At 31.8% G+C, this 25811-nt stretch carries 22 protein-coding genes and 1 tRNA gene; 8 read left to right on the forward strand and 15 right to left on the reverse strand.

The annotated features are described in order from the left end of the window. Positions 1 to 120: 120 nt before the first annotated feature. From CLV86_RS13105 to CLV86_RS13140, 8 genes are all read right to left on the reverse strand, one after another. Positions 121 to 1647: a carboxypeptidase regulatory-like domain-containing protein gene (locus tag CLV86_RS13105; RefSeq protein ID WP_121053080.1), complete on the reverse strand. Its 1527-nt coding sequence runs from the start codon at positions 1645 to 1647 to the stop codon at positions 121 to 123. Between the two features lie 16 nt (positions 1648 to 1663). Continuing rightward, a complete protein-coding gene (locus CLV86_RS13110; RefSeq protein WP_121052985.1) occupies positions 1664 to 3166 on the reverse strand; it encodes a CsgG/HfaB family protein in 1503 nt (500 codons plus the stop codon). Between the two features lie 15 nt (positions 3167 to 3181). Further along, a complete protein-coding gene (locus tag CLV86_RS13115; RefSeq protein WP_076732273.1) occupies positions 3182 to 3592 on the reverse strand; it encodes a curli production assembly/transport component CsgF in 411 nt (136 codons plus the stop codon). Between the two features lie 2 nt (positions 3593 to 3594). Continuing rightward, entirely contained in the window at positions 3595 to 4359 is a 765-nt protein-coding gene (locus CLV86_RS13120; protein WP_170148550.1) for a CsgE family curli-type amyloid fiber assembly protein, read from the reverse strand. A gap of 58 nt (positions 4360 to 4417) precedes the next feature. Then, positions 4418 to 4960, reverse strand: a complete 543-nt coding sequence (locus tag CLV86_RS13125; protein ID WP_076732271.1) for a hypothetical protein — start codon at positions 4958 to 4960, stop codon at positions 4418 to 4420. A gap of 108 nt (positions 4961 to 5068) precedes the next feature. Then, positions 5069 to 6577 (reverse strand): curlin, encoded by a 1509-nt coding sequence (locus tag CLV86_RS13130; RefSeq protein ID WP_121052987.1) that lies wholly within the window; start codon positions 6575 to 6577, stop codon positions 5069 to 5071. A 361-nt stretch (positions 6578 to 6938) separates the two neighbouring features. Next, on the reverse strand, positions 6939 to 8441 hold the full coding sequence (locus CLV86_RS13135; RefSeq protein WP_121052989.1) for a curlin: 1503 nt from the start codon (positions 8439 to 8441) through the stop codon (positions 6939 to 6941). Between the two features lie 216 nt (positions 8442 to 8657). Then, the gene (locus CLV86_RS13140; protein ID WP_121052992.1) at positions 8658 to 10844 is read right to left on the reverse strand and encodes a glutamine synthetase III family protein; all 2187 of its coding nucleotides are present in this window, start codon (positions 10842 to 10844) and stop codon (positions 8658 to 8660) included. Positions 10845 to 11036: 192 nt separating this feature from the next. On the opposite strand from CLV86_RS13140, the gene CLV86_RS13145 reads away from it, so the two are divergent. Beyond that, a complete protein-coding gene (locus tag CLV86_RS13145) occupies positions 11037 to 12062 on the forward strand; it encodes a glutamine synthetase beta-grasp domain-containing protein (RefSeq protein ID WP_121052994.1) in 1026 nt (341 codons plus the stop codon). A gap of 72 nt (positions 12063 to 12134) precedes the next feature. Here the strand turns inward: CLV86_RS13145 and CLV86_RS13150 are convergent, their stop codons facing one another. Together CLV86_RS13150 and CLV86_RS13155 are read right to left on the reverse strand one after the other, a co-directional pair. Next, positions 12135 to 13688 carry an OmpP1/FadL family transporter gene (locus CLV86_RS13150; protein ID WP_121052996.1) on the reverse strand — a complete coding sequence of 518 codons (1554 nt, stop codon included), beginning with the start codon at positions 13686 to 13688 and terminating at the stop codon, positions 12135 to 12137. A 41-nt stretch (positions 13689 to 13729) separates the two neighbouring features. After that, positions 13730 to 14680: a hypothetical protein gene (locus CLV86_RS13155; RefSeq protein ID WP_121052998.1), complete on the reverse strand. Its 951-nt coding sequence runs from the start codon at positions 14678 to 14680 to the stop codon at positions 13730 to 13732. Positions 14681 to 14780: 100 nt separating this feature from the next. On the opposite strand from CLV86_RS13155, the gene proS reads away from it, so the two are divergent. The 4 genes from proS (at position 14781) to CLV86_RS13175 (ending at position 17296) form a co-directional block, all read left to right on the forward strand. Next, positions 14781 to 16259: a proline--tRNA ligase gene (proS, locus tag CLV86_RS13160; RefSeq protein WP_121053000.1), complete on the forward strand. Its 1479-nt coding sequence runs from the start codon at positions 14781 to 14783 to the stop codon at positions 16257 to 16259. A 153-nt stretch (positions 16260 to 16412) separates the two neighbouring features. Then, a tRNA-Glu gene (locus CLV86_RS13165) sits at positions 16413 to 16484 on the forward strand. A gap of 28 nt (positions 16485 to 16512) precedes the next feature. Next, positions 16513 to 16764 (forward strand): 30S ribosomal protein S20, encoded by a 252-nt coding sequence (rpsT, locus tag CLV86_RS13170; protein WP_076732263.1) that lies wholly within the window; start codon positions 16513 to 16515, stop codon positions 16762 to 16764. A gap of 169 nt (positions 16765 to 16933) precedes the next feature. Beyond that, positions 16934 to 17296 (forward strand): hypothetical protein, encoded by a 363-nt coding sequence (locus tag CLV86_RS13175; RefSeq protein ID WP_076732262.1) that lies wholly within the window; start codon positions 16934 to 16936, stop codon positions 17294 to 17296. Between the two features lie 127 nt (positions 17297 to 17423). Here the strand turns inward: CLV86_RS13175 and rho are convergent, their stop codons facing one another. After that, positions 17424 to 19148 (reverse strand): transcription termination factor Rho, encoded by a 1725-nt coding sequence (rho, locus tag CLV86_RS13180; RefSeq protein WP_076732261.1) that lies wholly within the window; start codon positions 19146 to 19148, stop codon positions 17424 to 17426. A 201-nt stretch (positions 19149 to 19349) separates the two neighbouring features. Between rho and CLV86_RS13185 the strand changes: the two genes are divergently transcribed. Then, positions 19350 to 19760, forward strand: a complete 411-nt coding sequence (locus tag CLV86_RS13185) for a DUF4293 domain-containing protein (RefSeq protein WP_076732260.1) — start codon at positions 19350 to 19352, stop codon at positions 19758 to 19760. A 557-nt stretch (positions 19761 to 20317) separates the two neighbouring features. Here the strand turns inward: CLV86_RS13185 and CLV86_RS13195 are convergent. Continuing rightward, positions 20318 to 20815, reverse strand: a complete 498-nt coding sequence (locus CLV86_RS13195; protein WP_121053004.1) for a metallophosphoesterase family protein — start codon at positions 20813 to 20815, stop codon at positions 20318 to 20320. A 104-nt stretch (positions 20816 to 20919) separates the two neighbouring features. Here CLV86_RS13195 and truA point away from each other — a divergent pair, with 104 nt between their 5' ends. Both truA and CLV86_RS13205 read left to right on the forward strand, forming a co-directional pair. Continuing rightward, complete coding sequence (truA, locus tag CLV86_RS13200) at positions 20920 to 21663, forward strand: tRNA pseudouridine(38-40) synthase TruA (RefSeq protein ID WP_121053006.1); 744 nt, start codon at positions 20920 to 20922, stop codon at positions 21661 to 21663. Positions 21664 to 21665: 2 nt separating this feature from the next. Next, positions 21666 to 23432 carry an ABC transporter ATP-binding protein gene (locus CLV86_RS13205; RefSeq protein WP_121053008.1) on the forward strand — a complete coding sequence of 589 codons (1767 nt, stop codon included), beginning with the start codon at positions 21666 to 21668 and terminating at the stop codon, positions 23430 to 23432. 20 nt (positions 23433 to 23452) lie between these two features. On the opposite strand, the gene cdaA is transcribed toward CLV86_RS13205, so the two are convergent. From cdaA to folP, 3 genes are read right to left on the reverse strand one after another with little or no spacing between them, the layout of a single operon-like run. Beyond that, a complete protein-coding gene (cdaA, locus tag CLV86_RS13210) occupies positions 23453 to 24244 on the reverse strand; it encodes a diadenylate cyclase CdaA (RefSeq protein ID WP_076732256.1) in 792 nt (263 codons plus the stop codon). Positions 24245 to 24279: 35 nt separating this feature from the next. After that, positions 24280 to 24948, reverse strand: a complete 669-nt coding sequence (locus CLV86_RS13215) for a hypothetical protein (protein ID WP_121053010.1) — start codon at positions 24946 to 24948, stop codon at positions 24280 to 24282. Beyond that, positions 24949 to 25770: a dihydropteroate synthase gene (folP, locus tag CLV86_RS13220; RefSeq protein ID WP_121053012.1), complete on the reverse strand. Its 822-nt coding sequence runs from the start codon at positions 25768 to 25770 to the stop codon at positions 24949 to 24951. It abuts the gene before it with no gap. Between the last annotated feature and the right edge of the window lie 41 nt (positions 25771 to 25811).

Genomic DNA, 25811 nt, shown 5'->3' on the forward strand with positions numbered 1-25811 from the left:
ATTAGTAGTTATATCAAATGAAGTTGAAAATAACCTGTAATAATGAGTCGGATTTTTTTTATGGTATAAAAAAAGCACGTAAAAATTTTACGTGCTTTTAATTTAATTTCTTTTATACAACTAGTTCCAATCTGGCATTGAAGCAGCTGTAAATAATTCTTTTTCTGAAGTAGCTTGACCAAATTGATAACTTCTAACTCCCGGAGTTGCTCCAATATTATTATTTACTCTTGTAAAAATAAAAGCACCTTCTGTTGCAGAAAACTTTACATCTAAATCGTTTTGACCAGGTAACGCTTCTGTAATAACTTGAACATTTGTTCCTGAACTTATATTATATATAAATATTCTACTTTGAAATTGTCTATAATTATCATCTTCATAACCAGATAAATCTCTAGTATATATTACTTGATTTCCATTTGCAGAAATATCAATTCCTCCTAAAGCACCACTAAATCCTTCTGCAATAACAGTCTCTTCTGTTTGACTTGATAATCTAACTGTAAAAATTCTTGCATTGTAACCATCTGCTGTATTTGTTTTTAGTAAAACTAAATCAGCATCCGAATCAACACTTTCTACTTCTGAAATAAAAGAACCGTCTGTAGTTTGAAAAATAGACACAACGCCACTTCCATCTGGATTTATTGAATACAACTTATCAAAATTAGGATAATATAATTTACTACCATTTTGAGCCCAACAAAAATCTACATGATCTAGCCTAAAACCTGTTACTGGTACCGTATTAGTTATTTGAGATTTATTAGATCCATCTGTATTCATTGTAAAAATATGAGCATTACCACCAACAGTTCTTAAATATGCAATTTTATCTGTTGTTACATTAGATCTCGGTCTAAAACTATTATTACTTTCGTTTGTTAGTTTTAATACATCTACATCAACCTCTCCATTTCCTGTAGTACTATCGTCTTGATTACCTGAGTAAATTACACTATTTCCATTTTCTTCTTTTACAAATAGAAAAGGATTATTTGGAGAAGTAATTGTGCTAAATTGACTAATTGATGATGTAACCTCATCGTTAACACCGTCACTTACTCTAACTTGCCAGAAGTAGGTTGTTGACAATTGTAAATTACTAGCTAAATAAAATGTATCTTGATCTGTTTCAAAAAGTTCTATTTCGTTTGTATTACCATTTCTTAGCTCTAAGGTGTACGATAATTCATCATTTGTATCTGGATCTGAAGATTCCCAAGTAAATTGTACTTCTAATGGAACTTCTGTAGCTAAGTCTTCTGGAAATACAAGATTAGGTACAGATGGAGCTTGATTATTAGCATCTGATGTTAAAAGCTCAAAAGAAACAATTACTGCAGATTCTTCAATAACAGTTACAGACTCAAATGCAGTAACAAAACCATCAAGTTCTGCTTGAACAGCATAAGTTCCTATTGGTGCATTTTCAATAACAAAATTACCTTCTGTATCTGTAAAAACAGTACTTGTTGGAGAATTTGTTGATATTTTCACATTCTCTAAAGGAGCGTTTGTACCTTCTGCAACAGCTTTACCGTTTATGGACCCAATGCGCACTCCATCAATTTGTTCTTCAGTACAAGTAGTTAATAGCGTTACAGATATAATAAAAACTAATATATTTTTAAGCGTTCTCATATTTTTAAATTTTAGGTTAGTTCTCATCTTCTTCTGCTGGTTTATTTTCAATTTGACTATCCGTATTTTCTAATCTTTTTTCTATATTTTCTCTTCTAATTTTTTTAAGCTCTTTATTTCTTTCACGCTTTTCGGCTCTTTCTATATCCTTTTTAGTATTGTAATTACCTATGTATAAATTAACGCCAAGACCTACACGTATGTACATATCGTCTCGTTTTCCTCTAATTAAACCGTCTAAATTATCGTTAAGTACAAAGTTATTTTCTACAAATGCTGTTACTCCTAATCTATCTGTTGCTAAATACTCTAAGCCTAAACCTGCTTGAAGTTTAGGATTAATATTATTAAAATCGCTTGAAATATTTGTTCCTCCACCCACATAGATATATGGTGACAATTTATCGAAAGGCAAAATATTATATTCGGCATTAGCATCTACAGAAACAAAACTTTTATCAAATATATCTTCGTTGGAAAGATTGAAAATATTAGCGTTAAGATTTAAGTTGAAATTTGAATTTAGGTAGCGCTTATAACCTAGTCTTGCATTTAAATTAAATTCTGGATTAATATAATCGCCATTTATTCTTGTTAATCCTAAAGAACCATGGACAACATTATCTGTCCTTCTTTTAAAAGAAAATCTATTAAAAAGCTCTGTAGAGTTTGCTTCTTCAACTTCGGCGTTAAAATCTGCAACAAGTTTTTTATCTACATCTATACCTGCTTTTGTAGACCAATAACCATCTTTAATACCTTCTAATATTAAATCATGTACTGCCTTTTCTATAGCATCTTTTACAGCTAACTGTACTGGCTCGTTTTGTGTAAAACCTGTTTCTGCCTCTAATAGTCTTTGAAATTTTACAAATCGAAATAAACTAACATCTACGGCTTGAGATAAAATAGTTTTAGAAACATAAATAGTTTTTAAAATCTCTCCATTTTTAGTTGAAATTGCCCTAAGGTAAACTGTAATTCTATCTTGGCGGTATTGTGCAGAGCCACCAAGACCAAAATATCTTGCTCCAGCACCACCAGTTACAATATTAGTATCGTAAGATATAATACCTCCTTCTAGCATTAAACCTGCATAAAGCAATGGCTCTATTGGAGGTTCATTAGGGTTAAGACCTTTTATATATTCTTGTTTAGTAGAACGAATAATATTTCGCTCTGTAGATAAATTATTAAAATTTTCTCTTTCTAGCGGTATAAAGTAGCCTGAATCTCCTAACGCTTTTATTAAAATTGTAGTTGCACCTTGTGTTATTGCAGTACTAAAAGTACTTCCGTTTTCTACTGCTTTGTATTGACCTGTTTGATCACTAAAATTATATACCGCAACTTCTAAAGGATTTTTTGGAGGCGGAAGATCTAAAAGTTTTTTTGTTGATTTAGAAAACTCTCCAATTCTTGCAGATTCTTGAGAAAACGGTTGATTAAAATAAGTTGCACAAGAACTTGCAAATAAGCATATAGCCATTACGGCTATTATTTTTTTTAAATTATTCATAAGAGGTAAAGCTTTCTAAGGATTTGGAACTATAACTTGGGTCTGCTCTCCATTTAAAGTATCTAATATATTAATTACTAAACCTTCGTCAGACTCAAACACTTCTACATTTAATGAGCCAAATGTAAATGTTCCTTCTTCGTTAAAATCACCAACAGCATCTACTTGTTGTGCTAAAAGCGCTCTTGATATTTGACTAAGTACTTGTTGGTTTAATTGTTCTCCAAAACGATCTAATTCAGATTCTTCTTCAGTTTCTGTTCTAGCTTGTGTGAATCCATTTTGTGCATTTGCAGAACTTATTAGCCAGTTATAATTAAATGTATCTCCTCCAAATGCAGGATTTAAAGGCTTGTAACTAAATTGCTGTGCCACTGCAAGTGTACAAGTGCAAAAAAACAAGAATATAAATAGTTTAAATTTCATAATTAATAGCGTGTTATTGTTTCTTCTGATTTTTGTAAGAGCTGTAAATATCTAATACTTTTTTGCATTGCAATATTAACCATCTCAAGTAAAAACTTTTTTTTGGGGTTTACAAAAAATTGCCAAACTAATTGACCATCTACTTTTACCGAGATTCTTGTTGACCTTCTTTGTCCAGGAACCTCCTCTATTACAATATGCTTATCTGTTTTTATTTGTCTGTTAAAATACTCTGAATAAAAATAACGATGAAAATCTCTACCTGCTTTTGTTAGAGTTTTTTGAATAACTAAACCTTGTAAAAAAACACCGTCTTGACCTCCAACCGCTACATCTCTAGATTCTGGCTGTGTTAACTCTTTCCTATTAGGATCTAATTCTATTTTAATTTGTCCCTCTTCATCACTTGTTAACACTACTCTATCTTTACCTATTGCTCCTACATTTTCTTCTCCATCAATTATTGGATAAATAAATAATACAAGAATTATTTTACCATCAATATCATTATTAATAGTTAAGGAAGATAACACTTTTTTTTGATTACCTTCTAAATAGAAACTATTGCTTTGTGAGGATCTAGAGCTATTATTATTTGCATCGGTTTTAAAAGCTAAAAACTCGTATCTTAAATTATATCCTGAAAACTTTAAATTCTCTGCTGTTGCAGAGAATTTTGTAAACTCACTTGACTTTTCAATTTTTATTAAAGCATTAATATCTTTATTATAAAATTTTTGTGCATTAACAGTTAAACTGCTAAGCACAAAAATTAATAATATTGTATAATATAGCTTTAGCTTAGAAAAATACATTTAGAATACACTAATTAAAACTTCTAATAATTACTGTAGGAGATGCAGATGTTTGAGTAAATTTAATATTTTTTGAAATGTTATTTGCTCCAAAACGTTCAAAATTTAAGTCATCTCCGTTTTGTTTTAGTTCTAATGAAACTTTTGCACTAGGATCTATTACATAATCTAATATTGTATTGTTATCTCCATTTTGTTCTAAATCTGCAACAACAGCATCTACTTGATAAGTAAGATTTACATTATTAGCATCTCCGTTTTGAGATATATTAATATCACTAGCTCTTGATGCTACTTTTACTACAGCTGTATTAAAAGAAGAAACTTGTGTTATTGCAACAGAGTTTCCAGTTATTGTATTTAAAGTTTCATTTGGCGTTGTATCAAAATAAGAATCAAAAAAAGATTGTGAAACTTCTTGGCCATTTAGCTCTGTCGATGCTTCTGTATCATTATCTTCATCTGCACTATATGTTTGAGACCAACCTAATTGCAAAACAAATAATAACAATATAAATACTGAAATCGATTTATTTTTATTTAATATTTTCATAATAGTTGTAATTTAATGAAAAAAAAGGAGAATGCTTGCTATTTAGACACCCTCCTTTTTTAATTTATAGTATAAATTAACTATTTCTAATTAATATAAGCTTGAATCTTAACATCCACCTGCACCACATGGAGCATCTAAATCGAAACTACCTGGTCCACCTGGAGTAATTAAAGTTTCCATTTCTTGGAAGTCACAGTTTTCACCGTCATTCATTAAATCTCCATTAGGTCCTAACTGTAATACACTAATTGTGTTACCTCCGTTAGACATTCCATCTGGAATATTCTGGCTAGACTTAAAGCTATGACCTGTACCATCTGCAACACCTGCTTTTTGTACAATTAACGTTTGGTTAGCAAGACCTCTTTGACCTGTAAACGCAACGTTTCCATCACCGCTTTGGTAAGTACTTACTAAGTTAGAATCTCCTTTTTGAGACGAAACAACAATGTTACTATCACCATATTGTCTTTGGTAAGCTTTGTGATCTCTACCGTTTTGACCTAAAATAGCACCGTTACTATCTCCTGTTTGATCTTGACGACCGTAGTTAGCACCACCTGTTGTAGAACCATGAGCATTTTGTGCTATGTAAGCAGCATTACTATCTCCTGTCTGGTTTTGTTCTGCGTAGTCACTATCTTCACTACTGTCTCCCCACTGCCCTATGTAACCAGTATTAGCATCACCATCTTGAACTTGTAATGCTCTACCATTAGTAGAACCCATACCTGTATTATCTGTACCATTAGTATAACCAGGATCTGATAATGAAATTGCAGCATCTAAAGTTGCTTGAGAAGCTCCAAAACCATTAATAGGATTAACATCTGCTCCTTGATCTACTAAAGCAATGTTATCGTCACCAGTTTGGTATTGATTAGAAATATTTAAATCTCCTTCTTGAACAGAGTGTGCTTTGTTACGACTACCATCTTGATCAATTCTGGTAACATTCTCATCACCATATTGCTCAGCTATAGCAGTATTACCATCAGAACCATTTGGTCCAGAGTTTTGAAAAACACCTGCAACGTTATCATCTCCTTCTTGTACTGTTCTTGCTTGGTTGTTGTCGAACTGCTGTCTTGTTCTAGCACGGTTGTCTTGACCATCTTGCTCTATCATAGCATAGTTCATTTCACCTTGCTGACCAGTTCCATGGTGAATTAAAGCTCTGTTTCCTCCACTTGCTCCACCGTCTTTCATACCTTGACGTGTAACAGCTTCGTTTAAATCTCCTTCTTGTAATGTAGTAGACTGGTTACCAGAACCCATTTGTCTTACATCTGCTGCATTACCTACACCACTTGCTGCTGAAACCTCACCTGTTTGCCAGATTCTAGCTCTGTTGTCTCCAGTCCCTAACCCATCTGCTTGTACTGAATAAGAAGATTGATTTGTTCCAGCTTGCATAACTTGTAACTTGTTAGAATTACCTGTTTGGATAGCCTCACCCATGTTTCCGTTCCCACCTGCGTGATCAACAGCTATTTGAGTGTCTACTGAGTTTGATCCACTCTGATCTTTTAAGTCATCCTGAGATACAGGACCTTGCGCCATCATTGCGCCTGTGAATAATAGTGCCGAAGCACCTAAAATTACTTTTTTCATGTTAAATATATATTGATTAATAGCTTTGTAAAGATAAAAAAAATAAACACTAAAAACGTCTTTTTAAGACTATTTTCGACTATTGTTTTGGTAAAATCGATGAAATACATTAGCATAAAAAAAAACACCTATAAACAGCTATAAATAAGAAACATAGCTTAAACCATCTACTTCTGTTTTTAAATATTAAAACTAAAATATTACTACATAAAACGTTTATTATTTTTTTTATGAAAAAATGCTTTGATAAGTTCTTTTTTATAAAACCATAAAAAGCTTAAACAAAAAAAAGAGGATGCTTGCTATTTAGACATCCTCCTTTTTCTAATATGTAAAAACCTAAATTAATCTAGATTGGATTTTAACATCCACCTGCACCACATGGAGCATCTAAATTAAAGTCTGCTGGTGTTCCTGGTGTAACTAAAGTTTCCATATCTTGGAAATCACAGTTTTCACCTTCAGTCATTAAGTCTCCGTTAGGTCCTAATTGTAATACACTAATTGTGTTTCCTCCGTTAGCCATACCGTCTGCTAAGTTTTGGCTAGCTTGGAAGCTGTGTCCTGAACCATCTGCAACCCCACTTTTTTGTACAATTAAAGTTTGGTTAGCAAGACCTCTTTGTCCAGAAATAGCATAGTTTCCATCTCCACTTTGGTAAGTACTTACTAAGTTAGAATCTCCTCTTTGAGAAGTAATAGCAATGTTAACATCTCCATATTGTCTTTGGTAAGTTTTATGATCCCTACCATTTTGACCAGAAACCGCTAAGTTACTAACTCCTGTTTGATCTTGACGAGCATAATTAGCTCCTCCAGTTGTAGAACCATGAGCATTCTGATTTATGTAAGCTGAGTTTGTATTACCTGTTTGGTTTTGCTCTGCGTAGTCACTATCTTCACTACTGTCTCCCCATTGACCTATATAAGCTCCGTTACCATCACCATTTTGCACCTGTAACGCTCTACCATCTGTAGAACCTAAACCTGTGTTATCAGTACCGTCAAGGTAAGTTGCATCTGCTTGCAAAACAGTAACATCAAAATTCGCTTGAGTATAACCAAAAATAATTGAATTAACATCTGCTCCTTGATCTACTAAAGCTACGTTATCATTACCATTTTGCGTTTGGTTAGAAACATTTAAATTTCCTTCTTGAACAGAATGTGCTTCATTACGACTACCATCTTGATCTATCATAGTAACGTTTGAATCACCATATTGCTCAGCTATAGCAGTATTACCATCAGAACCGTTTGGTCCAGAGTTTTGATAAAGACCCGCAATGTTATTATCTCCTTCTTGGATTGTTCTTGCTTGGTTGTTGTCGTACTGTTGAACAGTTGTAGCTGAGTTGGTTTGACCATCTTGCTCTATCATAGCGTAGTTCATTTCACCTTGCTGTCCAGTTCCATGGTGAATTAAAGCTTTGTTACCTCCACTTGCTCCTCCGTCTTTCATACCTTGACGTGTAACAGCTTCGTTAAAATCTCCTTCTTGGTAAGAAGTAGACTGGTTACCAGAACCCATTTGTCTTACATCCGCTGCATTACCCTCGCCACTTGCTGCTGATACCTCACCAGTTTGCCAGATTCTTGCTCTGTTATCTCCAGTTCCTAATCCATCTGCTTGTACTGAATAAGAAGATTGATTTGTTCCAGCTTGCATAACTTGTAACTTATTAGTGTTACCAGTTTGAATAGCCTCACCCATGTTTCCGTTCCCACCTGCGTGATCAACAGCTACTTGAGCATCTACTGAAGTTGTTCCATTTTGACCTGTTAAAGATCCTTGAGTTGGTAATTGTGCAAATAATGCACCAGAGAATAATAGTGCCGAAGCACCTAAAATTACTTTTTTCATGTTAAATATATATTGATTAATAGCACTGTAAATATATAGAAATATTTAAACACAAAAATTGATATAACATTAAAAAAAAGGTTATTAGCTTAATTATTCGTTTAGCTCATAATAAAGTTCGATGAAACGACATACTAGGTAAGAAAAAGATTACTTATTAGTTTTAACACATTCATTTTTAACTACGTACAATTACGTACTTTTAACTACGTAAAACTACGTAGTAAAGAGTAATTCTCTATATTTTGTAAGCGGCCAAAGCTCATCGTCTACTAAAAGCTCTAGTTTATCGCAATGATATCTAATATTTTCTAAAAATGGTTTTACAACATCACAGTACGCTTTTGCCTTTTCTTCTAAAGCCGTAATTTGATTTGATTTTTTTCTAGCTTCAGTCATATCATTAACCAACTTATTAACGCTTTCAATATGCTTAGAAATCTCTTCGATTAAATTTAATTGAGCTTTAGACACCTTTTTAAAGTCTTTCTCATAAATCTCCTTTAAACCTTTAACATTCTCAATTAATATATTTTGATATTTAACCGCCGTGGGAACAATATGGTTTCTTGCTAAATCCCCAAGAACTCGTCCCTCTATTTGAATACGCATTATATATTCTTCTAATTCAACCTCATAACGAGCTTCCACTTCAGCTGTATTCATAACACCTAAATCACTATATAACGACAATGCTTTTTTAGAAACTTTAACCTTTAGCGCTTCTGGTGTAGATTTATTATTACTTAAACCTCTTTTTTTAGCCTCTTTTTCCCACGCTTCTCCATAACCATTTCCTTCAAATAAAATATTTTTAGATTTCTTAATATACTCTCTTAAAATATTAAAAATTGCTTCGTCTTTTTTTAAGTCTTTTTTAGTAATTAACTCATCAACTTCAATTTTAAAATCTATTAATTGTTTTGCTACAATAGAATTAAGCAGCGTCATTGGATTTGCACAATTTGCCTTAGATCCTACTGCTCTAAATTCAAATTTATTACCAGTAAATGCAAAAGGTGAGGTTCTATTTCTATCTGTATTATCTAAAAGTATTTCAGGTATTTTACCTACAACATTAAGTTTTAAATCTGTTTTTTCTTGAGGCGATAATTTTCCGCTAGTTACATTTTCCAATTCATTTAAAACACTAGTAAGTTGTTCTCCAATAAACACTGAAATAATTGCTGGAGGCGCTTCGTTAGCACCTAACCTATAATCGTTACTTGCAGATGCTATTGCTGCACGTAGCAGCTCCTCATTATCGTTTACTGCTTTTATTGTATTTATAAAAAATGTTAAAAATTGAAGATTACTCATTGGCGTTTTTCCTGGACTTAGAAGATTAACACCGGTATCTGTACTTAAACTCCAATTATTATGTTTTCCAGAACCGTTTATTCCTTTAAAAGGCTTTTCGTGAAATAACACTTTAAAATTATGACGTCTTGCTATTTTATCCATAACATCCATTAATAAAGCGTTATGATCTACGGCTAAATTTGCCTCTTCATAAATTGGCGCAAGTTCAAATTGATTTGGAGCTACTTCATTATGTCTTGTTTTTACAGGAATACCCAACAACATGCATTCGTTTTCTAAATCTCGCATGTAAGACATTGCTCGATTTGGTATGGTTCCAAAGTAATGATCGTCTAACTGCTGTCCTTTTGCAGACGCATGCCCTAACAAAGTTCTACCTGTTAATTGGATATCTGGGCGAGATGAAACTAAGGCACTATCAATTAAAAAATACTCTTGCTCCCAACCCAAAGAAGCATTTACTTTCTTAACATTTTTATCAAAATACTTACAAATAGCAACTGCAGCATTATCTACAGCTTGTAAAGCTCTAAGCAACGGTGTTTTATAATCTAAAGCCTCACCCGTATAAGCTACAAATACCGTTGGAATACATAAAGTTGTACCATATATAAATGCTGGAGATGTGGGATCCCAAGCTGTATAACCTCTTGCCTCAAAAGTATTTCTAATCCCTCCATTTGGAAAACTTGATGCATCTGGTTCTTGTTGTACTAATTGACTCCCTCCAAATTTCTCAATAGCTTCATTGTTTTCTATAGTTTCAAAAAAAGCATCATGCTTTTCTGCTGTTGCTCCTGTTAAAGGCTGAAACCAGTGCGTATAGTGCGTTACTCCTTTAGACAAAGCCCAATCTTTCATTGCCGAAGCAATTTGATCTGCTATTGCCCTGTCTATTTGACTTCCTTTTTCAATAGCATTTGTTAAGCTTAAAAAAGCATCACTTGTTAAAGTTTGACGCATTTTTTTTGTGTTATATACATTTTCTGCAAAAATTTCTGAACGACGTTTTTCCTCCTTAATTTTTACAGACTTTCTATTCAATGTTTCTTTAATAGCAAAAAACCTTAATGTTGACATATTTATGACTTTTTTTTTGCAAATATATTAATTTTAGCAGATTTAAAATATTAAAAACACAAACACCCTTAAAAAAATAGGGTTGTTGATATGTATTTAATAATTTTTATAATTTTACCCTTATATTTTTATAGGTTAAAAAAAAATCATTTTATATTTGCATGCATATTATTAATATAATTTAAAAGTACTATGGCAAAAATTAAATTAGAATACATTTGGCTAGATGGTTATTTTCCAACTCAGAATATGAGAAGTAAAACCAAAGTTGAAGAACATGAAGACTTCAAAGGAACTATTGAAGAATTAAGCAACTGGTCGTTTGACGGTTCGTCTACAAGACAAGCATCAGGAGACTCGTCTGACTGTTTATTAAAACCAGTAGCAATTTACCCAGATCCAGCAAGAGTGAATGGTTATTTAGTTATGACTGAAGTACTAAATGCCGATGGTACACCTCATATTTCTAACGGAAGAGCAACTATTGAAGATGAAGATTCTGATTTCTGGTTTGGTTTTGAGCAAGAGTACTTTATTATGGACACAAAAACACAACTACCATTAGGCTTCCCTATTGGAGGTTATCCTGCTCCACAAGGAATGTACTATTGTTCTGTTGGAGGTAAAAACACACACGGAAGAGGATTAGTTGAGGAACATGCCGATTTATGTATTGAAGCTGGATTAAATTTTGAAGGAATTAACCAAGAAGTTGCATCTGGTCAATGGGAGTTTCAACTTTTTGCAAAAGGCGCTAAAAAAGCTGGAGACGAAATATGGATTGCTCGCTACTTATTAGATAGATTAACAGAACAGTATGGTTACTATATAGAATACCACCCAAAACCATTAGGAAAAGATATGGACTGGAATGGTTCTGGTATGCATGCTAATTTCTCTAATAGCGTATTAAGAACTTGCGGATCTAAAGAAACATATGAAAAAATATGTGAAGCATTTAAACCTGTTGTTAAAGAACATATTGCTGTTTACGGAGAGTTTAACGACCAACGTTTAACAGGTGATCACGAAACTGCTTCTATTAACGATTTTTCTTATGGAGTTTCAGACAGAGGTGCCTCAATTAGAATTCCAATTATTACAGTAGAAAATGGCTGGAAAGGATGGCTAGAAGATAGACGTCCTGCATCTAACGGAGACCCATACAAAATTGCAGGTAGAATTATAAAAACAGTTAAATCTGCTAACATTAGTTAAGATTAAAACATATTAAAAAAAAGCGTTTGAAAATTTCAAACGCTTTTTTTTATTTCAATATATATAAAGTCACTATAAACTAAAGCCTAGCGATAATGTTATATTAGAATTATTTGCATCAATAAAAGCACTATCTGTAAGACCAGTATTATACAATTGATGCTCTCTTGACTGACTATAAGCATCGTATGTAACATCTAATTTTGTATTTCCAAAATCATAACCCAACCCTAAAGAATACCCAGATAAATCACCTACAGTCACTCCATTTTTATACGGACTTTCCTCAAAACGATAACCTCCTCTAAAACTAAATTGATTCACTTTATACTCTCCTCCTAATTTAAATGTTGAAGCTGCTGTTAACCTATCCGTAATAATAGAATTTTGCGTTCTAAAATAAGCATCGGATTTTGGTGTGAATTTTGTTTTACTATAATCTTTTCTAGAATAATCGAAACTAATTAACCCTTTTTTTCCAAAAACATAAGCTAAACTTCCTGTTATTTTTCCTGGAGACTGCAAATTATAAGGTTCAAAAACATTAATAACTTGAGGATTTATAGTTTCTCCAAAAAACGTACTACCATCTGCTAAAGGAATACCATCAATACTACTTGTTTCTAAATATTGAGTAGATTCTTCTTCAATTGAAAACCAAGTAGGTGAATCGTAAGTCAAACCAATTCTAAACTCGTTAGTTAATTTATAAATTCCTCCTAATTGAAAAGAAAAACCGGAACCATTAGCATTTAAAACATTTTCAAAATAAACATTATTAATCACACCTCCAGTTTCATTATTAGACTCTTCTAAAACAGTTAATTTTTCGTAATTAAGAAAATGAGAATTTAAATTTAAGCCTAAATAGAGATTATCTCCATATTGAGCACCAAAATTAAAAGCAATTTTGCCGTTGTAACCCGTAGCTAAATATCCAAACCTTTGATCGAAAGAATTACCTTCTACAAGAGAAACATATTCTGTTTCATTATTTCCATCAGGATCTAAGTCTAATATAAAAGAAGAATAACCTAAAAATGCTTGCTGATTTTGAACTCCAAAAGCAGAACCTATATCCGCATAAGCATCTGCATAAGACTCCCCATCAAAAGCAGAAATATCGTTAACATTCAAACCCTGAGCATTATTTAAAAAATAACTTGCCACCGAACCACCTTGAGTAGCTTCTTTACCATTAACACCTCTTGACTCCCAACTATCGTCGTAATTATCTAAGTTGTCAAAAGCTACACTAAAAGTGAATTTTTTCCACATAGAATTATTGTGTCTATTCTCAAAAACAAAAACTCCACCTCCTTGATTTAATGATACATCAGAATCTGAAGATGATCTTGTTCCTCCAAAAAAAACTGTTTCATTATCTACATCTCTTATATTTAATGACACGGAAGCAAAACTATTAGTAAAAACTGCAGAAGACGCAGGATTTACATTAACAGCACTTAAATCTCCTCCAAGAGCACCAAATGCACCACTAAGAGCCCTATATCTTGCCGAGCCAACTACCTGTCCACTACTGTATCGCAATGCATCGTTTATATCTTGAGCATTTGCAAAAAATACTAATGCAACTGCAATTATTAAAAACACTTTTTTCTTCATATACTTTTTTCTTCTCTTTTCTTTATTCTTTTTTAATTTTATTAACCTCTCCTTCTACTCCCTGAACTTCTAGAAGAACCAGATGAGCGACTAGGAGACGAACTTCTTATAGACGAACGATTAGGAGAAGATGTTCTTGGTGTATAAGTCCTAGTTCTTGGCGTAGATATTCTTGGTGTTCTTGTCTTTATTTCAGATTTTGAAGATCTAGGTGTAGATGTTCTCGGTGTAGACGTTCTTGGCGTAGAGGTTCTCACTCTTGGAGTATTAGAACTCCTCACTCTTGGTGTAGAAGATGTCCTTGTTCTAGTAGAAGAAGTATTAGCTCTTCTTGCACCATCTACCCTTCTTTGTAATTCTGAACTCCTACCATATACTCCACCTCTTCTTGTTGAATTATACGCTAAATTTCTACCGTACCAGTTTCCACCATAATAAGAACCATAACCGTATCCATAACCATAAAAAGGATGAGGATTCCAAAAAGGATCATAAAAACCTCCAAAACCAAAATCACCATATCCGTAACCATATCCGAATCCTATATTCCAGGTAGAGAAAGGCCTATTCCAACCAAATCTACTCCAACCATAATAAGGTCTATTCCAATAATTATAAAAGCCAAAACCATTATTATAAATATTAACAGAAACTTCTCTTTCATTATCTCCCCAAGAAGCATAACCTGTATTAGCATTTACAGTCTCATCAGCGTTTTCAACATATGCTCCTTTATAAGAATCTATATCTACAAAAACCTCTTCATCGTTTTCCGAATCTATTTCTTTAGACTTTTCTCTAAAGTAATTTTTGTAATAAGTGTCTTCACTATCATCTGTTCCTACATAGTCCGCCTCAATTTCATCATCCTCATATATACCATCAGTACTTTGACCAACATATTGATAAGACCCACAAGAAGTGAGAACTATAGTAAATAAAACCAAAGCAAATGCTGGTAATTTATTAGATAAGTATTTTTTTAAATGCATAACTGTTTCTTTTTATTGTTGAACATAACAAAAATAGTTAGTTTTGTCAAACTATTTCTTTTTTTAACATAGTCACAATATTTGTGCCAAAAGACATTATATGAGCAAAAAACTCACAACAAGAGCAGAAGATTATTCAAAATGGTATAATGAATTAGTTGTAAAAGCTGATTTAGCTGAAAATTCAGCAGTTAGAGGCTGCATGGTAATAAAACCTTATGGATATGCTATTTGGGAAAAAATGCAAGCAGAATTAGATAGAATGTTTAAAGAAACAGGCCATCAAAATGCTTATTTCCCATTATTTGTACCAAAAAGCTTATTTGAAGCCGAAGAAAAAAACGCAGAAGGTTTTGCAAAAGAATGTGCAGTTGTTACTCATTACAGATTACAAAATGACCCTGACAATGAAGGTAAGCTAAGAGTTGATCCTGAAGCTAAATTAGAAGAAGAGTTAGTAGTAAGACCTACAAGCGAAGCTATTATATGGAATACGTACAAAGGATGGATACAATCTTACAGAGATTTACCGTTACTTATTAATCAATGGGCAAATGTTGTGAGATGGGAAATGCGTACAAGATTATTTTTACGTACTGCAGAATTCCTATGGCAAGAAGGACATACAGCACACGAAACCAAAGCCGAGGCTATTACTGAAGCAGAAACCATGAATAATGTGTATGCAACTTTTGCAGAGAACTTTATGGCTATACCTGTTATTCAAGGATTAAAATCTGAAAGCGAACGTTTTGCTGGAGCAGATGAAACTTATTGTATAGAAGCACTTATGCAAGACGGAAAAGCTTTACAAGCAGGAACATCTCATTTTTTAGGACAAAATTTCGCAAAAGCATTTGATGTAAAGTTTACTAATAAAGAAGGAAAGCAAGATCATGTTTGGGCTACGTCTTGGGGAGTCTCAACTAGATTAATGGGAGCTTTAATCATGACACATAGTGATGATCAAGGTTTAGTATTACCACCAAACTTAGCTCCAAATCAAGTTGTAATTGTTCCTATATATAAAACAGATGAACAATTAGACCAAATTACAGAAGTCGTAAATGGTATCATGAAAGATTTACGCGCTAAACAAATTACAGTAAAGTTTGATAATAGAACAACACATCGACCAGGCGCTAAATTTGCACAACATGAACTACAAGGAGTTCCTTTACGTATAGCCATTGGAGCAAGAGATTTAGAAAATGGAACTGTTGAATTAGCACGAAGAGATACTTTAACTAAAGAAACAGTGTCTTTAGACTCTTTAATTGAAAAAGTTGAAGGTTTAATGGTAGAAATTCAAGACTCACTTTTTAATAAAGCATTAGATTTTAGAAATTCTCACATTACTGAAGTTGAAAATTTTGATGAATTTAAGTCTGTTTTAGAAGAAAAAGGAGGTTTTATCTCAGCACATTGGGATGGTACAATTGAAACTGAAGATAAAATAAAAGAAATCACAAAAGCAACTATACGCTGCTTACCTCTTGAAGGAGAGATGGTTGACGGCATTTGTGTATATTCTGGAAAACCATCTAAACGCAGAGTATTATTTGCAAAAGCTTATTAATTAAATTTTTTTAAAAAAAAATTTAATTAGCTCTTGCAAAAGTAGAAAATAGTTGTATTTTTGCATCCGCAATGGAAACGTTGTAAAAGTTATTTGAAAAAATTATTTGCAGAAATAAAAATAAAATTTATATTTGCACACTCAAAATAAAATGGCCCGTTCGTCTATCGGCTAGGACGCATGGTTTTCATCCATGTAAGAGGGGTTCGATTCCCCTACGGGCTACAATTTTTAAAAAAGAAAAAAGAAACAAATGGCAAATCATAAGTCAGCATTAAAAAGAATTAGAAGTAACGAATCTAAGCGCTTAAGAAATAAATATCAGCACAAGACTACACGTAATGCAATTAAAAAATTACGTGAGTTAACTGACAAGAAAGAAGCAGAAGCTTTATTACCTTCTGTACATTCTATGTTAGACAAATTAGCGAAGAAAAACGTTATTCATGCTAATAAAGCTGCTAATTTAAAATCTGGTTTAGCTAAGCACGTTGCTGCAATATAAGCTAGAGTAAGAAACACAATATTTAAAGCCTATCGAATTATCGATAGGTTTTTTTGTTTTGCATAATTTTATTTTCTAAAAATTTACTCTAAATAAGGTCTCTATATTAATTTCAAAAAGTATAAATTTGCAATTAATAAAAAATCAACCATCATATAATCTTACGAATTTGGAAAATACAAACGCAATTAAAGCTATTGATAACATTCTTGAAAATCTTGATAAAACTGGTATAAATACAACTACATTGATTGATGACATTAAAGCATTACGTGTTTTTGCTTTAGAAGAAGAAATTCCCTTAGTTGTTAAAGTGTTAAGATTAACATACGAACACATAGAATCTTTCGGAAACTTTTTTATTCCAATTCCTCAAGATGAACCTATAGAAGAAGATACCGATGAAGATATTAGTGACGAAAATTCTCCTGTAGAAAGCCTTAAATATTTAATTTCATTAACCAGAAATCTTAACAACAAATCTAACATCTCTGATTTAAGAGAATACAAAGAATTATTAATGTCTTATTAATAATCCTTTATTACAATAAATAAGCATTAAAATACACTTTAATGTTTTAGTTTAGATTTCTAAAAAACGCACCATAAAAAAAGCCTTGATAAATTATCAAGGCTTTTTTATTTATAATATAGAGATTTTAACCGTTCATAGAGATTAAAAATTCTTCATTAGTTCTTGTTTGTTTAAAACGTTCGTTTATAAACTCCATAGCTTCTACAGGATTCATATCTGCAAGGTATTTTCTCATTACCCACATTCTTTGAATAGTTTTATCATCTAAAAGTATATCGTCTCGTCTTGTACTTGACGATGTTAAATCGATAGCTGGAAAAATACGACGGTTAGAAATTTTACGATCTAATTGTAATTCCATATTACCAGTACCTTTAAATTCTTCAAAAATAACTTCGTCCATTTTAGAGCCTGTTTCAGTTAATGCGGTAGCTATAATTGTTAAAGAACCTCCATTTTCAATATTACGTGCTGCTCCAAAGAAACGTTTTGGTTTATGTAATGCATTTGCATCTACACCTCCAGACAATATTTTTCCAGATGCTGGCTGTACAGAATTATAAGCTCTTGCTAAACGTGTAATAGAATCTAATAAAATAACAACATCGTGTCCACACTCTACTAATCGTTTTGCTTTTTCTAAAACAATATTTGCAATTTTTACGTGCTCATGTGCTTCTTTGTCAAAAGTGGAAGCAATAACTTCTCCTCTTACATTACGTTGCATATCTGTAACTTCCTCTGGACGTTCATCTATAAGTAAAATCATTTGATATACTTCTGGATGATTCGCAGCAATTGCATTAGCAACATCTTTTAACAACATTGTTTTACCAGTTTTTGGCTGGGAAACAATCATACCACGTTGCCCTTTTCCTATTGGAGCAAACAAGTCCATAATACGTGTAGAAATTGTAGATTGCTTCTCTGCAATGTTAAATTTCTCTTGAGGAAACAATGGCGTTAAATGCTCGAAAGACACACGGTCTCTAACCACATCTGGACTCTGTCCATTTATTTTATTCACTCTAATAAGTGGAAAATACTTTTCTCCTTCTTTTGGAGGTCTAACATTTCCTAATACTGTATCTCCTACTTTTAATCCAAATAAACGGATTTGAGACTGCGACACATAAATATCGTCTGGAGATGATAAATAATTATAATCTGAAGATCTTAAAAATCCATAACCATCCTGCATGACATCTAAAACACCTTCACTCTCAATAATCGCATCGAATTCAAAATCCGGCTCTCGATAACGATTACGATTATCGTTATTACCATGTGTATTACCATTTTTACCTTGATTTCGGTTTTGGTGTTTATTCTGGTGTTTATTTTGATTATTGTTTTGACGATTAGAGTTATTTTCCTTTTTATCGTCTTTTTTATTTTGATGATTATGAACAGGCTTTTTATGCTGTGGTTTTGGCTGCTGAGTTTTTGCAGGCGTTTTTGATTGCGCTTGCTTATTATCCTCTTTACTCTCTTTTACCTCTTTTTTATCTTTATCAGCATTATTTTCTTTAACATCGTCTTCTTTAAAAGCTAAAGTTTCTTGATTAGCTTTTGGTTGAGACTTTGTTCTTGGGTTAGGTTTATTTGCTGTGGTACGTTGTACACGTTCTCTTTTGGGCTTAGCTGGAGTTTTTGTTGTAGTTGATTTTGCTGGTGGTGCATCTACTTTTACTTCTTGTACTGCCTTTGGGTTAGATGCTTGCTTATCTAAGATTTGATAAACTAAGTCTAATTTTTTTAATGAACGAAACTTTGGTATACTAAGTTTTTTAGCCATTTCCTGCAATTCAGGAAGCTTCATTTCTTTTAATTGTGAGATTTCAAACATGAATTGTTTATTGATATTTTTAGAAAAATATGTTGTTGAAAATTTCCGAAGAAAATTATAATATAAAATTTGAAGAATAACGCGTTGCTAATGTGATTGTTGCAATGCGCTTATGCAATAATACAACTTTATTTTAAGTTTTTAGTTAAAATTTCCAAAAGAAGTTATATTTTTGGAGCTGAAATTATTTTAATAAAATAAATGTTACAACGTATTCAATCTGTCTATTTACTGCTTGCCGCTGGAATTTCGGCTGGATTGATTTTTGTATTTCATTTATGGATAACAAACGAAGATGTAAAAATCTTTGCAATGGATGAGTTGTTATATTTTGGTCTATTTTTAGGCTCTGCAGCTTTATCTTTGTTATCTATATTTATGTTTAAAAATAGGAAGTTGCAATTTGTATTGGGACGACTTAACATCATATTAAACTTTATTTTACTAGGATTTTTCGCCTATCAATCTCTAAACATATCTGGAGAAGCTTTGGTTTCTGAGAAAGGTATTGGGATTTTTCTTCCAATTCTGTCTATTGTGTTATTAGCTTTGGCTAATAAGGCGATTAAAAAGGATGAAGATCTTGTAAAATCTGTAGATAGATTGCGATAAACCTAACATCTTAGTAGTATTAGTGCGTGAGCCCAAGGTGAAGATCTTGGGCTTTTTTTTTGGTTATTATTATTATTAACCTAAATACTTTAAAACATGAAACACTTTAAAAAATTATCATCCTAATTTTAGTATCAATTATATTCTCCTCTTGCGAAAACAATGATGTAAGCACGGACGAACCTACTTTATCAAATGCTGAAAAAACGCGAATTATTAAATTATTAGAAACCGATTTTTCAGCAAAAAGCGCAACTCCTTTTGTTTTTAAATCTTCAGAAGTTATTAAAATTGATGACGTGTATTATTTAAGATCGTATCATGAAGAAACAACAACAACAACAAGTTTATTAGCAATAGATGCTAAAAATAATTTAATTTTTGATGGTGTATCATGTACTAGTGTTTCTTGTTCAAGTAGTGCTACTGGCTGTGTACCAAATCAAAAAATTGGATGTACGAAATGTTCTGAAGGAACGAAGGATTGTAAAAGAACGATTCATGGTTAATACGAATTAAACGAAATTACCTAAAGCCTAAGTTTTACTTAGGCTTTTTTAATACCTTTTAGGAAATTCTATAACTTCCAAATTTTCAATTTTTTTACCATCTATTGTAAAGCGTAACATCGTTCTTACGTTATGAAAACCATGTTTACCAACTGCGCCTGGATTCATATGTATTAAATTAAGTTTTTTATCTGGCATTACTTTAAGAATATGCGAATGTCCGCATATAAAAATTCGAGGTGGATTTTTATATATTTCTTCTCTAACTCTTATATTGTATTTATTAGGGTAGCCACCAATATGGGTTATCCAAACATCTACACCTTCACACATAAATCTATTGTTTTCAGGAAATTCTAAACGTACTTTATCACCATCTATATTACCATGAACACCACGTAATGGCTTTAATTTTGAAATTGCATCTGTAACTTTTAAATCGCCAATGTCTCCTGCATGCCAAACCTCATCGGCTTGCTTAACGTATTTTAAAATATCATCATCAATATAACTGTGTGTATCTGAAAGTAGAAGTATTTTTTTCATGCTTACTTTCCGCGAAAGCGGTAATCTTTTTATTTTTTTAGCATTTCTTTAGGAACAAAAACAATTATCTTTGTGTCTTTAAAAAAACAAAAATACAAGTTTCTTTGCGATATTTTATAGAACTTTCATACAACGGAAAAGCATATCATGGTTGGCAAATTCAGCCTAACGCTATATCGGTGCAAGAAGTTTTAGAAAAAGGTCTTTCTACTTTATTAAAAGAACCTATAGCTACTATGGGAGCTGGCAGAACTGATGCGGGAGTGCATGCTACGCAACTATTCGCTCATTTTGACACTGAAATTATTTTTGATACTCCTAAGCTTATTTATAAATTAAATTCGTTTTTACCTGAGGATATTTCAATTCAAAATATTTTTGAAGTAAAACCTGATGCACATGCAAGGTTTCATGCTTTAAGCAGACAATATTTATATAGAATTGCCTTAGAAAAAAATCCTTTTAATACAGAACAAGCTTTTTTATTAAAGCCAAAATTAAATATCAACAAGGTTAGAGAGGCTACCAAAATATTATTGGAGTATAAAAACTTTCAATGTTTTTCTAAGAGCAATACAGATGTAAAAACTTATAATTGTAATATAATGAAAGCCGAATGGAAGATTGTAGATAATGAGCTTCATTTTACAATTAAAGCAGATCGTTTTTTACGAAATATGGTTCGTGCTATTGTAGGAACGCTTATTAATATTGGAATTGGTAAATTTGAAGTTGAATCGATGCACGATATTATAAAATCTAAAAACAGAAGCGAAGCTGGTTTTTCGGTTCCGGCACATGCTTTATATTTAACAGCAATTGAATATCCTGAAAACATAAAAAAATAACATTGAGCAATAAAAAAGAAAACATATTTGATATTACATTATTTAAGCGTTTGTTTAAATACACAAAACCATATAGAATTGTTTTTTATGGTGTACTATTATCTGTTTTAATTATTGGAGGATTAAGTATTGCTACTCCCAAATTACTTCAAGTAGCTATAGATAACCATATAAAACTAAAAATAGAAAAAGGCTTTTTATATTACATTATTGTAATGGTTATTTTGTTGGTTTTACAAACAATATTTCAGTTCTTTTTTCAATTTTATGCTGCTTGGCTTGGCCAAAATATTGTACAAGACGTTCGTGTAATATTATTTAACCACATGCTAAAATTCAAGATGAAGTATTATGATAATTCTTCAGTTGGAATGCTTATTACACGTGCCGTAACAGACATGGAACGTATAGCAGATATTTTTGGTCAAGGCCTGTTTATGATTATGAGAGATTTAATGGTCATGGTTGCAATTTCTGCATTTATGCTATATACAAATCTTAAATTGAGTTTAATAGTTTTTGTAACTATGCCAATTGTTTTATATGCTACAAAGGTTTTTCAACGCTATATGAAAAAAGCGTTTGAAGAAGTTAGAACAGAGGTTTCCAACCTTAATTCTTTTGTACAAGAGCGTGTAACAGGAATGAAAATTCTACAATTATTTACAAGAGAAGCAACAGAGTATAGAAACTTTAAAGCCATAAATGAACGCCATAAAAAAGGCTGGTTAAAAACGATTTGGTACAATTCTATTTTTTTTCCAATTGCAGATTTTCTTTCTGGCATTACCTCTGGTTTAATTGTTTATTTTGGAGGTTTAATGGTTGTTATTAGCAGTACTGCAACCGCAGGTGAATTGTTTATGTTTATAATGATGATTCCACAATTATTTAGACCTCTTAGACAAATTGCAGACAAGTTTAACACATTACAAATGGGCATGGTTGCTGCTAAACGTGTGTTTAAAATAATTGATACTACTTCACAAATTAATGATAAAGGCACAATAGAAGCTCAAGATTTTAAAGGTGCTATTACTTTTAAAGATGTTCATTTTAGTTATGTTGAAAATGAAGAAGTTTTAAAAGGAATATCTCTAAATGTTAAAGCTGGAGAAACTGTTGCCATTGTTGGTTCTACTGGAGCTGGAAAGTCTACAGTTATTAATTTACTAAACCGTTTTTACGAAATTAATAGTGGTGAAATTTTAGTAGATAATATAGATATTAAAACAGTTACACTAGCCTCTTTAAGAAATCAAATAGCTGTAGTTTTACAAGATGTCTTTTTGTTTGCAGATACTATTATGGGAAATATTACATTAAATCATCCAGAGATTACCGAATCTCAAGTAATACAAGCGGCAAAAGATATTGGTATTCATGATTTTATTTCTAGTTTACCAAACGGTTATTTTTATAATGTAAAAGAGCGTGGTGCCATGTTAAGTTCTGGACAACGCCAATTAATCTCGTTTTTAAGAGCATACGTTACAAACCCAAGTATTTTAATTTTAGACGAAGCGACTTCTTCGGTAGATTCTTACTCCGAACAATTGATACAAAACGCTACAGATAAAATTACCAAAGGCAGAACCTCTATAGTTATTGCCCATAGACTAGCAACCATACAGAAAGCAGATAAGATTATTGTTATGGATGCCGGTAAAATTGTAGAACAAGGCACTCACAAAGAATTACTTAAAAAAGAAAATGGATATTACAGAAATCTTTATGAAGTACAGTTTTTAAAAGCTGATGTTGCTTAGTAAAATGTTTTTTTAAACTATTAAATTAAATCTTCTTTAATTAAATCTATTAGTTCTGTAGTATCTTTAAAATCTACAAATGTTCCGTTTCTAAAACAAGAAATCTGTCCTGTTTCTTCACTAACTGTTATTGCAATAGCATCGGTTTTTTCGGTAATACCAACTGCTGCTCTATGCCTTAACCCAAAACGTTGCGGTATAGTTTTCTCGTTATTTACTGGTAATATTACACGTGTTGCTTTAACAACGTTATTTTCTATAATAATAGCTCCATCATGAAGCGGACTGTTTTTAAAAAAAATACTTTCTATAATTGGTTGTGTAACTTTAATATTCATTTCGTCTCCTGTAGTGACCAAAAAATCAAGATTATTTTCGCGTTCTAATACTATTAGTGCTCCTGTTTTTGTTGTTGACATTTTATTACATGCAGCAATAATAACATCTATATCTGTAGAAGAGGAAGATACGCCTTCCATTTTTAAAAACTTTAAATGCTTTAAAAACCCACGTTTACTAGCAAAATTGGTAGACCCAATCATTAATAAAAACTTCCTAACCTCTTGCTGAAACACAACTATTAATGCTATAAAACCAACACTTATAAAACCTCCAAGTATTTTTGTTAGTAATACCATTTGTAATGCTTCTACAATTAAATAGATAAAGTAGATAACAACAATTCCTAAAAAAATATTTATTGCTACAGTGCCTCTTACTAACCTATATACATAGTATAAAAGCAAAGCAACAAGGAAGACATCTATATAGTCTTTAATACCGAAGTTTAAAATGTTGTCGAAAATTTCCAATAGAGAATGGTTTTTGTAAATTTAATGAAATTGAGTTAATCTGAAATAAATTCTGAATTGCTAATTTTTAAGTTATCTATTTCTGCACTTAATAATAATGCTTTAATTGTAATATAGTCTTGAAAACTAATATTTTTGATAAAAGATAGAGTTAACATATTCTGAAGTTTTGCTTTTTCACTTAAATCCTGAAGCACTTCAATTACATTTTTAAAATCTGTTTTAATTATTTTTCTATTTGTATCAACAATTTGAATTTGTTTCTCTTTATCCACTATTAAATGATAGATATCATAATCATTTTCAAGTTCTACATCTTCATCTCCTACTCTATAAACAACATCTGTAAAATCAATAAATCCTAAATTTTTAATACTTGTATCGTTACAAGTATAGTAATTTCGAGCATTTTCGTTTTTATGGCTTGAGTTTCGTTTTTTGTTTTGCAGTTTTTTTATTGCTGGAATTACTTGTTTTAAAGTTAAACGCTTGTCTACATTAACTAACCAATTAGTCGAGATTATTAAATTAGCTCTGTTTAAATCTAAACTATCTGGTTTTGTTTCATCGTAAAAAAGATAGGCTGGAGACACATCTTTAATCTCAGTAATTTTAGCGTTTTGTATTTCTGGAAGCAATACAGCTTTCTTTTTTCCACAAGCGCATAAAACTAATAGGCATAAAGCAAATAATATTTTTTTCATTTATTTAAGTTTATTAAAAAGCGTAACACATTCCATCGCCTCTTTTACATCGTGAACACGTAAAATAGCTGCACCTTTTTGTAAAGCAATCATGTTTAATGCTGTAGTGCCATTTAATGCTTCGGTTGGACTGGTTTGCAATATTTTGTATATCATAGATTTTCTAGATAATCCTGCCAAGAAAGGTAAATTGGTTATTTTAAAGCCTTCTAAAATGTTTAGTAATTCGAAATTCTGCTCTGTAGTTTTAGCAAATCCGAAACCTGGATCTAAAATAATATCTTTTATACCTAATGCTCTTGCTTTAGTTATTCTTTCAGAAAAATAAAAAAGTATATCTTTTAAAATATCATTATAGTTAGTTTGTTGCTGCATAGTTTTTGGTGTGCCACGCATGTGCATCATAATGTAAGGTACATTTAAATTAGCAACCGTTTCCAACATTTTTTCGTCTAAAAGTCCTGCCGAAATATCGTTTACCAAAGCAGCTCCTTTGTCTATACATTGTTTTGCAACTTCAGCACGAAACGTATCTACAGAAATTACAATATCTGGAAAATGCTTCAATAACACATCTATTATTGGAAGTATGCGGTTTAATTCTTCATCTACAGAAACCTCATCTGCGTTTGGTTTAGAACTGTATGCGCCAACATCTATAAAAGTAGCGCCTTCTTCCAGCATTATTTTTACTCGATTAACAATTTTAGATTCTTCTTTATATACTCCACCATCGTAAAAAGAATCTGGTGTAACATTAAGAATACCCATTATTTTTGGTGTAGATAAATCTATAAGTTTTCCTTTGCAATTAATGGTCATTTGTACCTTTATCTTTGTAGTTTGTATCACATTTAAAAAGT

The sequence above is a fragment of the Lacinutrix venerupis genome, from assembly GCF_003663945.1.
GTDB classification, from domain to species: Bacteria; Bacteroidota; Bacteroidia; order Flavobacteriales; family Flavobacteriaceae; genus Lacinutrix; species Lacinutrix venerupis.